Genomic DNA, 12565 nt, shown 5'->3' with positions numbered 1-12565 from the left:
GCTCCCATTTTTTATATCTGTTTAACTAGCTATCTTCGCCCTATCACCAAAAATACGCTTTCGGATCTTTTTCAATCTCACGCATTACCGCGGTTAAGTCAGAGCTCTTTCCAAGAAACGGATAAGGTATCCACGCGTCACCATCTTGCTCATCGGGCACATAAACCAACCATTGATTGTCATTAGCATCCAGTTCAACTTTGGCCACTGCACTGGTGTAACTGGAAGACTTTGAGTCGAGTAAATAGTGCGCTTTAGAGAACAGCACGCCATGTTCAAGCATTTCAAACAGGGACTTACCAAGCTCCACGGGCATACTGCGGTTTCGGTTACTACAAACAATTTCTGCGCACCGCTCCAGGCGGCACTGCGACATTTGAATTAACGTCATACACCCTTCCTCTCGATAGATACCTTTAATATAACTGCTTTTTGACGACTTTGTTAGCGTTGCATACCGCAAATAGATGCAATTGAGAGCTAACCCCAAAGCCGGCAAAGCTAATTCACAAAAGTGTCACACTAACGAAATATGATGTGGCAAATTCTTACTTTATTTGGAGTTATCTATGCTTCGCATTGCGCTAGCCACCCTACTCTCTATTACCAGCATTGCTCATGTTCAAGCAGAAGAAGTCAACGTATCCGGTTCGACCTCTGTTGCTCGTGTTATGGACGTATTAGCAGAACAATACAACAACCAAAACTCAGATACATTCGTGGCAGTGCAAGGGATTGGCTCTACCGCGGGCATCACTTTGTTAGAAAAAGGCGCCACCGATATCGGCATGAGCAGCCGCTTCCTAACCGTTCAAGAGAACAGCGAGTCACTTGAGGTATTCCCAATTGCTTATGATGGTTTAGCGGTGGTAGTAAACTTAGCTAACCCCGTGCAAAACGTAAGCCGTGAGCAACTGTTTGATATCTACAAAGGCAAAATCACTAACTGGAAACAGATTGGTGGTTCTGACCAAAAAATTGCCGTCGTCACTCGAGAAGCCTCTTCAGGCACACGCGCAAGTTTTGAAAGCCTACTTGGCCTAACACGCGTAATTAACGACAGAACCGTTTCAGACATCAACCCTACCAACCTAGTCGTTAATAGCAATAGCATGGTTAAAACGATCGTGAACCACAACCCACATGCGATTGGTTTTATCTCAGAAGGTTCTGTGGACCGCTCGATCAAAGCCATTACGTTCGAGGGCATCGAAGCTAACACCAAGAATATCTCAGAAGGTAAGTACAAATTAGCTCGACCATTTCTACTGCTTCATAAGAAAGACGACATCGATGACGATGCTGACAAATTCATTAACTACGTCCTTTCAAAAGAAGGCCAGTTATTGATTGAAGAGTATGGTTATACGCCCGTTAAATAGTTAATTTCATTGTTTATTTAAGGAGAGCATTGCTCTCCTTTTTTATTTATTAGATTGTGACAAAACCTTTGATTTCATTGATGGCGCTTTTCGATATGTAAGAACTCCTGCTAAGGTGTAACCACTTGTTTAGACATTCTCACACAGGAGCATTCAATGATAGTAACAACAACTCAAACGGTTGAAGGCAAAAGAATTGTCAGCTACAAAGGCGTCATCGCTGGGGAAGCCATACTCGGAGCCAATGTGTTTAAAGATATGTTTGCAGGACTGCGTGATATTGTGGGTGGCCGCTCTGGTACTTACGAACGTGAGCTTCAACGAGCTCGTGAAATTGCTTTGAAAGAGCTTGAACAAAAAGCCCGTGATATGGGTGCTAATGCAGTCGTTGGAGTGGATTTGGATTACGAAGTATTGGGGACAGGTAATGGAATGTTGATGGTTTCGGCTAGTGGCACCGCAGTCGTTGTCGACTAGCCACTGCTATTATTTCCTATCTCCCAAATAAAGAAAAGGCAGCGAAATCTCGCTGCCTTTTAAGTTATATGTTACATCAAATTATAGCTGCGTAACCGTAAGTACTGGTGCACCCTTATCAGCAAAGTTAACCTCAAAGCGGTAGTCGCCAGCACTTGGAATAGCAATACCTAAGTTCTGAGTGCCAGATCCCACACTTAGTGTAAGAGGCGTGCCAAATTCAACTGAAACACCTTCGGCGTCTGGTGCAAAGATAGTTGCATCTGACCAGTTAGAGTCCGCTACTTTCATGGAGAAGTTACCCGTACTTAGCGATACTTCAAGTGCGTAAACATCGTTTGCTACGTAAGTAAACTTCGCCGAGTCAATCGCCGCCCAACCAGAGTCAGTGACATCACCACGTAGGTATAATGCCGTATCACCCCAAGTTGGCGCATCTGGTGCTGCAACAACTGACACAACAGGTTTATCCGCCGTATCGTTTTGCATGTACGAAGCATCTACCGTGAACGTGTATTTGCCGGCAGTCTCAACCGAGAGTTTACAGTTACCCTCTGTACCAAGATCGATCGAGTCGCTTGCTTGATCAGCCCAATCACAAGGGATGTTTACATCACCCCAGTTAGCATCTCCAAACTTGAACTCATAATCACCAGCCTCAAGTGGCGCTGTCAGCGTGTACATACCATTGGCAATAAACTGCAGCTTCCAGTCCTCACTCGCTCCCCAGCCGTTCATACCACCACGGACGTAAACATTCGTCTCGCCATATGGTGGAAGATTTGACACATCTTTGTTTGAAAGATCAACCGGAAGACCTTCTCCTCGAGCACCATCTCGTGGTAGCACGAACACAGCTGTAGTTAGCGCAGGGACAGAGAATGTGCTATTTGCAAATGTTGCATCTTGCACAATGATATCTGCTGAGTTCTGTTGTACATCATGCAGAACGAAGCCTTCAGTCCCATCGATAGTAAAGTCTTGTTGCTCTGATGTTGAGTTAGCAACGACAACAATCGCATCAATTTCTTTATCAAGATTGTCACTACCTGCTTTCGTACCATTGTCAATCGACATCACAATTAGACCTTGAACCTGATCTTCGCCAACATTGCGGAAGTCAACACGGTTTTTAACATCTGCTGCTGTCGTTAGGCGGAATAGGTCACTACTGTTACGGATTTTAAGTAACTCAAGGAACTGCTGCTTAGACAGCTCGATATCGTCCGCATCTGGCTTAGCCGTTGAGTCTGCAATGATCTCTTTAATCAGCTTCCAGTTTGCGCCGTCTTTGTCTTCACGAGGTAGACCAACGTTCCAGTTGTTGTCTGAACCGTCAAAGCGAACGCGGTTATACCAGTCACCAGAATCGTAAGAGTCACGTTGCATTGACTTAGAACGAAGTAGCTCTGAGCCCATATGGATAAATGGTATACCTTGCCCCATCATCACAGTAGACAGAGATACCGTTTGCATACGAGCGCGCTCTGCAGACGATGTACCTGACGCAATCTTATAGGCATTGTTATCCCAAAGCGTTTGGTTATCGTGCTTAGACACATAAGAAATGTTTTCTGACGGTTGCTCTGTGTAACCTGCTGGCGCACCATTGTAATCTACGTTTTTGCCCAGAGTTGTGTTGCCTTCTGAATCAAGAAGAACGTAAGTTGCTAGGTTACCTGCCATACCCAAACGTACTAGGTCTTGGTTATGTAGCATCGCCTTAGTTGTTGCGGCAGTGTCTTCAACCTCATCGTTCATGTAAGCCGCATTACCAAAGCCTTGGTTATACTTAAGCGAGCGACGACCATCTTGATCTTCACCACCATCAAACGGGCTACCACCACGAACGGCATCACGCAGACGATCTGAGAAGGTACCGATGCCTGTGCCGGCCATCGCAATCTGTGTTGCTTGTTCAAAACGAGCGTGTTGAGCGACTTCACCAAAGTCCCAACCTTCACCGTAGAAGATGGTGTCTTCGTCAATCGCTTTAACCGCCTCAAGTGCTTCTACCATCAACGCTTTTGGTTGGTGACCCATTAGATCAAAGCGGAAGCCATCAACGTTATAATCCTCAGCCCACACTTTCAGCGAGTCGACCATCAACTTACCCATCATGAGGTTTTCAGTTGCTGTGTTATCACAGCACGTCGACATTTCAACGTCACCGGTGTTGATGTTTAAACGGTGGTAGTATCCAGGGACGATCTTATCCAGTACTGACTTGTCGTTCACACCAGACGCATTGGTATGGTTATACACAACGTCCATTACAAATTTCAGCCCCATATCATGAGTCGCCTGAACCATTTCACGGAACTCTTTAATACGAGCCGAGCCGTCAGCATCACTTGCGTAGCTGCCTTCTGGCACTGTGTAGTGGAACGGGTCGTACCCCCAGTTGAAGCTATCAAGCATGCGAAGATCATTCATCAGAGCTTGAGCATCACCCGTTGAGGTATCGTAATCTTCTAGAACAGACTCGATGGTGTCACCCATATTGCCAGTGGCACAAATTGCTGCGTCTGATTTAGCCTCACAGAGATCGCCAACCGTGTCAGTAATATCAACTCGATTAACTTCATCAACCGTTGCAATGTCAAACGCAGGAAGTACGTGTAGCGTTGTCATACCGGCATCTTTAAGTGCTTGTAGGTGTTTCACTGACTCACGTTCTGCTTCTGTGAACGCTAGGTATTTACCGTTGTTTGCGGTCGTACCATTTGCATCACTAAAGCTGAAGTCACGGATGTGGGACTCGTACAATACGTGGTCGATGTCATTCTTTGTTGGGCTTTCAAACTCACCACCCCAGTTTGCTGGCGCTAGAGCAGGATCACTAAGGTCCACAACATGTGAGTAACGAGAATTGGCTGACACGCTTAGTGAATATGGGTCGGTGACGAGACGCTCTTCTACCTTGCCCGTTGTTGGATGGTAAACCGTGACGTGATAGCGATAGAATTTACCTACCGCGCCAGAAACCGGATCGCTCGACCAAACACCATTCTCTGTGTTCTCATCCATATCGACCGTTTCTTCGAGATTTTTATCTTCATCGTATATTTCAAGGGCAACTTTTTGCGCAGTTGGCGCCCATAACTTAAATGTTGCTGAACTACCTTCTACAATCGCTCCAAGTGTCTCTGACATTGCATCGCCAGCTTCCTCTGAAGCATAGATAGCATCCAGTGCACCCGCCGATTGAATCTCAGTCGCTGCCATGATTTCATCATTACTGTTGTAAGCTACGATGACAACTTGGCCTTTAAGTAAGTTGTGAATCTCTTGCGCGGTAAAGCTATTGGTTACCGTCTTTAAGCTTGCAAGGTGTCTAAAACGTTCTTTTTGATCGTCATTAAGATCCCCCCCAATAGAAAGCTCAAGTTTTTCACCGCCAGAGATGTTTTTGTCTTCATCAAGTACAATGCCACCTGTACTGCTATGGTAAAGCGCAACTTTGCTCGCACTTCCCGCTGCTTCCCAAGCAATAGTGTCTGCATCAATCCAGTGTGCGGAGCGTCCATCAATAACTACCGGGCGCTCTTCAATAGGTGCATAGTAAAGTTTGCTGCTGCCGTGGAAGCCAAAAATACCTTTGCTTTCGCTATTTTGAAGATTACGAAGTTCCACTTGTAGGTTGTTGCCACCGAATGCTTTTTCGTCGCCTTTATGTAGAATAAAGTTCATACACTCATGAGGATCAGAGGCATCAGGATTCACTTTTAAAACATAGTACGCACCATAAGTGTCACTAACACCAGTGTAAGGGAATGGAGCGTCCCACCCTGTACCTCCAGCGCCAATACCCATCGCTTCAAGGTCAGTACTAGTACACCCTTCACCATTCCAAAGGTGCAAACCCCAACCCTCGTAAGAGCCACCAGATTGTGCTGCTACATCACGCTTATAATAGATAACTACTTCGTTCTCAGCCGCGGTGTACAACCCATCGATATTGCCGTTACTACCGCCTGCATCCGTGCCTGAATCGCTGCTACTAGAGTTACAACCCGCTAGAACCGCTGCAGAGAGCAACGGTATTAGGGTTTTAGCAACCACTGTCATGTTTAGTTTTTTATTGTCCACTTTCTAAACCTTTTGTTATAGAGGGAAAAGAGTCGTCTTACACATCAAAGACTTCACCTGCCTCTATCGTAAGAAAAGCGGCCATATACAAACTGTGAAAAATGTAATTAAAGTTATTGAAATGGATAAAATAACCATCTCGTTGGAGTCATTTCACACATAGTGCAAAAAAAAGCCAACAAAACGCAACCAAGCGCACAACATTCCGCCCAACCAGTCTCAGGCGTAGTTAAGGGGGTGGAGAACATAAGGCGTAGAAATCAACCTGCAATGAGATAGATGGATCAATATTTGACCCATCCTTATTTCAATATGAAAAATAAGATTCACTATTCCTGAGTAACGAGCTGAACGGTGACATTACCGCTCACCATGTTACCCTGCTCATCTTTGACGGTTGCAACCACAGCATTACCTGCGTTGGCATCAAAGTTTACAGCTGACACATCGTCGAGTCCGGCTACAAAGTCGATGACAAAGGCACATAGATAAGTATCACTTCCCGAGCCTGCATATTGGATGGTTTGATTCAATTGACATGCGGGGTAAGCAACTTCGTTGTAAACACCACCTACATTTCGGAACGTAAAGCCATCATCGACCAAATCGGCTTCAAGTACATTTTGATCAAACACGGTTAGCCCAGCTAACTGTACATCCTCGATACTGGTATTTTGAATTTGCAATACCACGACGATACGAGGTGCAAAGGCCAGATCAATGGTTGGAGGAAGGTCAGTGAAGTTGACTGTCTCAGTGGCAACGGCCATCACATTTTGACCATCGGCATCCTGCCCTTTCACATCCGCTTTGTTTACGTGACTATCCCCAGCAATACCTTGTAAGTTACGAGAGATAACACAAGAGAATACATCACCCGGATTGGCCACATACTCACTCAACTTGGTGACTCCGTCAACCAGACATTCATCAGCCAGTTCACCAAACTTGTCATCCAATAGTGAACTAAATGTCACTGTGTCGACACCTGAGCTATTTACACTAATGGTAAAGGTATAATCAACAGCTCGAACAACGGATGGATCGTCGCCTGTTTCGTTAGCGAGATACTGGAAGGAACATCGAGTATCGCAACAGCATGTGAGTTACTGCCACTTGCTGTGTCACCCTCATTGTCGGAAATCGTAACACTAGCGGTGTTTACAATCGCTATATCGCCAAAATTACCCGTGATGCTTTTGGTATAGGTACACACTGCTTGTTCACCCGCATTGAGTGTTCCTCCGGTAGTACAGGTGCCCGTTCCACTCGTTATATCAAACAAATTATCACTAAGGGCATCGATAGAAACTGGAGAGTCAAAATACGCCGACGTATTCGTGACAGTCACGGTATAAGTAACTTGGCCACCCGGCTCAGTTACTGCCATTCCCAGAACTTAGCCATGTAGGACATGTCGAACCATCCCCTACTGATTCATTGTTCTTATCCTCTAAGCCAACATTAACCACATCCCGATAGACCTCTGTTTTAGTGGTGTTATCAAGATCAATGTCTTTGATATATACAGAAAACGTGCAGCTAAACGTTGCTGAAGGGACCACTTCCGTTGGTTGTGTGTGACATGTATTCGCGACAAGATAAACGCCATCTGGATCAGATTGCGTTGGTGTTGAGACTGGCGGTAAGAGTAGGTTAACCGAGTAATCTGCTGGTGCACTACTTACTGGAGCGACGGAAACTTCGTCAATTAACGAAGTGACAAACAAGGATGAAGCGGTACTTGGGTTAGTGAAATTCACCGTATAGTCGAATTTACCACCAGGCTCCGAAACACTGCTTGCTGATACCAATTGTTTGTTAATAGCTGGCGGGTTGGGTCGTATAAACAAATCAATGTTGAAGGTGTCACAATTACATTTCGACTTAGTGTTTGGGATCTGGCCAGAGGAGAAGTTGGCATCTTCAACGGTACAGTTGTTCCTTTCAATATTGTCCCATGCTGCACAGTAGGTAAAATCTGCACGGCCATCTTGATCATTATCGACACAAAGCATGTTGATACGCTCATTGACTAGTACATACTGGGCGCCGGTATTAGTTTTGATGATATCCCCACATTGGTCGCCATCAATATCTACATCTTGGTCAGCTCCGCTGTCTCCTGGTTTGGGTAATATAAGACTACAGTTCTCCGCTCCACCTTGAACAACCTGAGGCGATTCCGGTGTTAGTGGAAGATAAAAAGTGGTGTCGTAACGCTCTTTAGCATTGGTGCGGATGGTCACATCGGCATCAAAGCTGACGACTTGCCCAGGTGTACATTCGCTGATCCCAACAGGTACAACATTGGTAATTTCCACGTCGTTGGCGGTACAGTTCAGTTGGTTTTGCGGTAAGGAGTTTCCTGGCTTGAGAAGATAGGCATCCGCCATACATCGGCGTTCATAATCATCGCCAAAGTCCCAGCCAGCGGCCTGAGTGTGAGATGGACTGGCATATAAAAACATACCAAGTGCGATAACTGCCCCTTGCCGAGGCAGGTGCTGTAATAGACTGTTGTTCATCGTTCTGTCCTTCTGAGCAAAAGAATACGCATACTGCTAAGTGCGCTTTGAGAGTCAGAAGCCAATGAGCATAGTTTATGCCAATGGTTAAGCTGCTAATTTAAAAAGAGTTATTATTTGTGGGAGGTTGGCCGTGATACAGAGTGTAAAGCACTAGTGCCGTTAGTTAGGTTAACTACAGGAAATCGTTGAAATCTTTTGCTCTTACAAAATGTAAACGTGTTTGTTAATCAAAAACCGTGTAGCGCTCTGAAAGGAAAATATTGGAGTAGAATTTAAAATTGAATGGAGGCGCCTCCCGGAGTCGAACCGAGGTCCACGGATTTGCAATCCGCTGCATAGCCACTCTGCCAAGGCGCCTTTATTTTTTCTGCTAAGTAACCACTCAGCTTTTAGAGATGGTGCCCCGGGCCGGACTTGAACCGGCACAACGCGAACGTCGAGGGATTTTAAATCCCTTGTGTCTACCAATTCCACCACCAGGGCACGCAATATATTGCGATGGGTAAACACCATCTTTAGTTACCGCTTTTGCAATAACTTTTAATTTGGAGCGACTCGACCCGATTGGGGCACGAGGTTCCCTAGCTCTTAATAAAAAAGGCATGACCTCAACCTTGGCAAGGTTGCGCTCTACCAACTGAGCTAGTGTCGCATTTTGTCTATTCAGACTTTGTTTCACCGGGCTTCCCCGTGAGAACGAGGTGTACTTTAACGGATTGAGATTTTCCGTCAACAGGTATTTTTCACTTTATGAATCATGTGATTAAATAGCGAACTTTGCGGTATGAAGCACGAACAATTCGCCGATAAATACAACAATCTACAAGTTGGTAATCTTGCGATCAAGCTGATATTTTTCATCTGTAACAATCTTTTCCAGTACCTCAACACGCTCGGATAGCCGTTCTACTTTCTCTAATAGATCACTATTTGCTCGCTCTGCTTGCGAATTCGCATTGTCTAACTCAACTACACGCATCTTTTCCCGATGCGCAGTAAAAGCCCGGATCATGCCCCGTCCAAAAATAGCGCCAAAAATAATCAGTACCACCAGAACGTCCGTCATAATCACCTCTATGCACAACCTACTTTTAAAGCCATTGAACGAAGCCGAAGGGATTGCGTGACACAAGACATCAACAAGGAGAGGCCATGGGTGATAGAAATATAGCTTGGTTCAAGTGAGAACAGAGTTAAATAAACAGATTTAGATTAAAGGCTAAGAGTGGCAACTGTATGAGAATACTAAATTTCTTAGCTTCAGAAACGACGAAACCCCGACATGAGTCGAGGTTTCTGAATGATGGAGGCGCCTCCCGGAGTCGAACCGAGGTCCACGGATTTGCAATCCGCTGCATAGCCACTCTGCCAAGGCGCCTTTCTTTTCAACACGTTAGAGAAGCTCTCTCGTCGTGTTCGAGGCATACTTTACGGATATGAGAAAATTAGTCAAACAAAAACTTGAAAAAAATGTTCGTTCGCTGACTTTCCGAGCAAGATGAACAAGAATGCATCTGCAATGACCAAATCTAAAACAACGCACAAGACATTTCCAAGATATTCCCTGCAAGAAAACTTGATCAGAAGACTCTCGCCATTCTAAAGTTAACGCTCCAACGCCGCAAAAAGAATCTTATGTTAGAAAAAGCCAATCAACTCATTGTCCTACATGCCATCCACAGACACGGTTCTATGAGCAGTGCTGCACAAGCGCTCGAGTGTTCCGTCTCTTATGTAAGTAAACAGCTCAATAAACTTGAGTCTGTGCTCGGTGTTCAGTTAGTGCAGCGTACAAGTCGACAGATAACCATCACCGATGCGGGACACGCAGTCCTAAAACAAGCAGAAAGAATCGTCGATGCACTCAGTCACGTTGACGCAGAGGTAGAGAGTTTTTCTAATGAGGTGGCCGGCGTGGTTCGAATTGCCCTCGCCCAATCATTTGGAACTATGCATATTATTCCGATGATTGCGGAGTTGAAAAATACCTACCCCAAGCTAGATGTGGAAGTTTCCCTAGTTGATTATCGTATCGACATGCTCAAAGACAATGTCGACCTTTGGATCACCAATGTTGAGCAAATTCCTGAAGGTTATGTCGCGCAGCGAATGGCAGATTGTCAGTTTGTCCTAGCCGCATCGCCTGAGTACCTTATTGAGAATCAAACACCACTTGAACCCAATGAGCTACTCAATCACAACTGCATCACGTATCAAAGCCGCGATCGTGTCTACAACGATTGGTCATTCTACAAAGAAGATGAAACGCTCACTGTGTCCGTCAAAGGCAACTATAAAGTAGATTTGGCAGAGGCGGTACGTGATGCCGTTATCAGTGGCTGGGGTATCGGTTATTTGGCCTCCTACCTTCTTCAAGATGAGTTTCAGAACGGCAAGCTAATACAACTGATGCCAGACTGGAAACTCGGGCAAGTTATGCCGTTTTACGCTGTCTACCCTAAACGTGAGCATTTACCTAAAAAGACAAGAATCATCATCGATTTCATTAAGAATAAGATTGGTCAACCTCCGTTTTGGGACGTGCGGTTGAACAAACATATCTCTTTGTTGTAACCGAGTATGGCTTATCAACCTGAGCCTTAGCTCAAAGTATACACCACCAAATAGACAAGCACCTTTTCTCTATGGAAAAGACACACTTCAGAATCACCATAAACCACTGATTATATTAGCCATACCAAGTTACCACAAAAAGCCCATTACATTGCCGTAACAAGTCTATATTGCATCAAACTTTATAGTCAATACACTTCGCCACCTAGTTTAATACAGGCTTCCTATTATGACTTCTATACTCGGCATGGTGGTAATTCTTGCCACTGCTTATCTTCTTTCGACGAATCGCAAGAACATTCCTTTGAGAACCGTTTCCCTTGCATTGTCACTACAAATCCTCTTTGCAGTGCTGGTGCTTTACGTTCCTGCGGGCAAGCAAGCTCTATTTGGTGTATCCCAAATTGTGAGCGGCGTAATCAACTACGGACAACAAGGCATTCAGTTCCTGTTCGGAGACCTAGCAACAGGAAGCGCTGGGTTTATCTTCGCCATTAACGTACTTGGCGTTATTGTCTTTTTCTCTGCGGTTATTTCAGCTCTGTATCATTTAGGCATCATGCCACGCATTATTCAGTGGATTGGCGGAGCGCTTAGCAAGCTGCTAGGCACTGCAAAAGCAGAGTCATTGTCTGCCACTGCGAACATCTTCGTAGGCCTCATTGAAGCGCCACTAGTTGTAAAACCTTACCTTGGCAAAATGACCGATTCTCAATTCTTCGCGGTGATGACATGTGGTCTAGCGTCCGTTGCTGGCGGCACACTCGTTGGTTATGCGTCGGTGGGAGTTGAACTCAACTACTTGATTGCGGCAGCATTTATGTCTGCACCAGCGGGTCTACTTATGGCTAAGATCTTAGTTCCACCAGCAGATACCGACTCCTTCGATCAAGACCAAGACTCGAATATCGACCTTCCAAAAGCCAACAACGTAGTAGAAGCCATCGCTGACGGCGCAATGTCAGGCGCACAGATTGCTTTTGCTGTAGGAGTTACCCTTCTTGCATTTGTTGGCGTAATCGCCCTTCTTAATGGCATGCTTGAACAGTTTGGTTTGCTATTTGGCGCTGAGCTTAGCTTTGAGATCATTCTAGGTTATCTATTTGCTCCAGTCGCGTGGCTTATCGGTGTTCCTTGGGAAGAAGCTATCGTTGCGGGCTCACTGCTTGGAAACAAGATTGTCGTAAATGAGTTCGTTGCTTTCATCCAAATGATCTCTGTAAAAGATCAGTTGTCTGAACACTCTCAAGCCATCGTAACCTTTGCGCTGTGTGGATTTGCCAACATCTCAAGTATGGCTATGTTAATTGGCGGGCTAGGCAGTTTGGTTCCTGAACGTAAAAAGTTCATTTCTACCTATGGCTTTAGAGCAATCGCGGCTGGCGTTCTCGCTAACCTAATGAGCGCAGCGATTGTAGGTGTGATACTTACCCTCGGTTAAACCGACAACCCTAGGCTCAAGAACGAAAGGATCGGTTCTTTTGATACAAGGATGTATCACCTCTCCAC

The 12565-nt window shown here is 45.3% G+C and carries 10 protein-coding genes and 4 tRNA genes; 4 read left to right on the top strand and 10 right to left on the bottom strand.

Translation table 11 applies throughout. From position 1 onward, the window contains the following. Positions 1-43 precede the first annotated feature (43 nt). Complete coding sequence (locus ACJB0T_RS13685; protein ID WP_479293164.1) at positions 44-391, bottom strand: DUF3024 domain-containing protein; 348 nt, start codon at positions 389-391, stop codon at positions 44-46. 178 nt (positions 392-569) lie between these two features. On the opposite strand from ACJB0T_RS13685, the gene ACJB0T_RS13680 reads away from it, so the two are divergent. Together ACJB0T_RS13680 and ACJB0T_RS13675 are read left to right on the top strand one after the other, a co-directional pair. Beyond that, the gene (locus ACJB0T_RS13680) at positions 570-1382 is read left to right on the top strand and encodes a phosphate ABC transporter substrate-binding protein (RefSeq protein WP_479293162.1); all 813 of its coding nucleotides are present in this window, start codon (positions 570-572) and stop codon (positions 1380-1382) included. Between the two features lie 156 nt (positions 1383-1538). Further along, the gene (locus ACJB0T_RS13675) at positions 1539-1859 is read left to right on the top strand and encodes a heavy metal-binding domain-containing protein (RefSeq protein WP_479293160.1); all 321 of its coding nucleotides are present in this window, start codon (positions 1539-1541) and stop codon (positions 1857-1859) included. Between the two features lie 81 nt (positions 1860-1940). Here ACJB0T_RS13675 and pulA read toward each other — a convergent pair whose 3' ends face one another. From pulA to ACJB0T_RS13630, 9 genes are all read right to left on the bottom strand, one after another. Then, positions 1941-5951, bottom strand: a complete 4011-nt coding sequence (gene pulA, locus ACJB0T_RS13670; protein ID WP_479293157.1) for a pullulanase-type alpha-1,6-glucosidase — start codon at positions 5949-5951, stop codon at positions 1941-1943. 329 nt (positions 5952-6280) lie between these two features. Further along, positions 6281-6928, bottom strand: coding sequence for a hypothetical protein (locus ACJB0T_RS13665; RefSeq protein ID WP_479293155.1), 648 nt, complete (start codon positions 6926-6928; stop codon positions 6281-6283). 20 nt (positions 6929-6948) lie between these two features. Beyond that, positions 6949-7341: a hypothetical protein gene (locus ACJB0T_RS13660; RefSeq protein ID WP_479293153.1), complete on the bottom strand. Its 393-nt coding sequence runs from the start codon at positions 7339-7341 to the stop codon at positions 6949-6951. Next, complete coding sequence (locus ACJB0T_RS13655; protein WP_479293151.1) at positions 7328-8479, bottom strand: hypothetical protein; 1152 nt, start codon at positions 8477-8479, stop codon at positions 7328-7330. Before ACJB0T_RS13655 ends, ACJB0T_RS13660 begins: the two co-directional genes overlap by 14 nt. Positions 8480-8765: 286 nt before the next feature. Then, positions 8766-8839 (bottom strand) — tRNA-Cys (locus ACJB0T_RS13650). A gap of 39 nt (positions 8840-8878) precedes the next feature. Next, positions 8879-8965, bottom strand: a tRNA-Leu gene (locus tag ACJB0T_RS13645). A 63-nt stretch (positions 8966-9028) separates the two neighbouring features. Further along, positions 9029-9134, bottom strand: a tRNA-Gly gene (locus tag ACJB0T_RS13640). A 168-nt stretch (positions 9135-9302) separates the two neighbouring features. Beyond that, positions 9303-9548 (bottom strand): nitrite reductase, encoded by a 246-nt coding sequence (locus ACJB0T_RS13635; RefSeq protein WP_479293149.1) that lies wholly within the window; start codon positions 9546-9548, stop codon positions 9303-9305. 238 nt (positions 9549-9786) lie between these two features. Continuing rightward, a tRNA-Cys gene (locus ACJB0T_RS13630) sits at positions 9787-9860 on the bottom strand. Positions 9861-10117: 257 nt separating this feature from the next. Here ACJB0T_RS13630 and ACJB0T_RS13625 point away from each other — a divergent pair. Together ACJB0T_RS13625 and ACJB0T_RS13620 are read left to right on the top strand one after the other, a co-directional pair. After that, complete coding sequence (locus ACJB0T_RS13625) at positions 10118-11056, top strand: LysR family transcriptional regulator (RefSeq protein ID WP_479293147.1); 939 nt, start codon at positions 10118-10120, stop codon at positions 11054-11056. A gap of 229 nt (positions 11057-11285) precedes the next feature. Continuing rightward, positions 11286-12497, top strand: coding sequence for a NupC/NupG family nucleoside CNT transporter (locus tag ACJB0T_RS13620; RefSeq protein WP_479293145.1), 1212 nt, complete (start codon positions 11286-11288; stop codon positions 12495-12497). Positions 12498-12565 lie beyond the last annotated feature (68 nt).

The sequence above is a fragment of the Vibrio sp. CB1-5 genome (assembly GCF_059412285.1).
The sequence above is the reverse complement of the archived record's forward strand: the minus strand, read 5'-3'. Positions and strand labels throughout refer to the sequence as shown.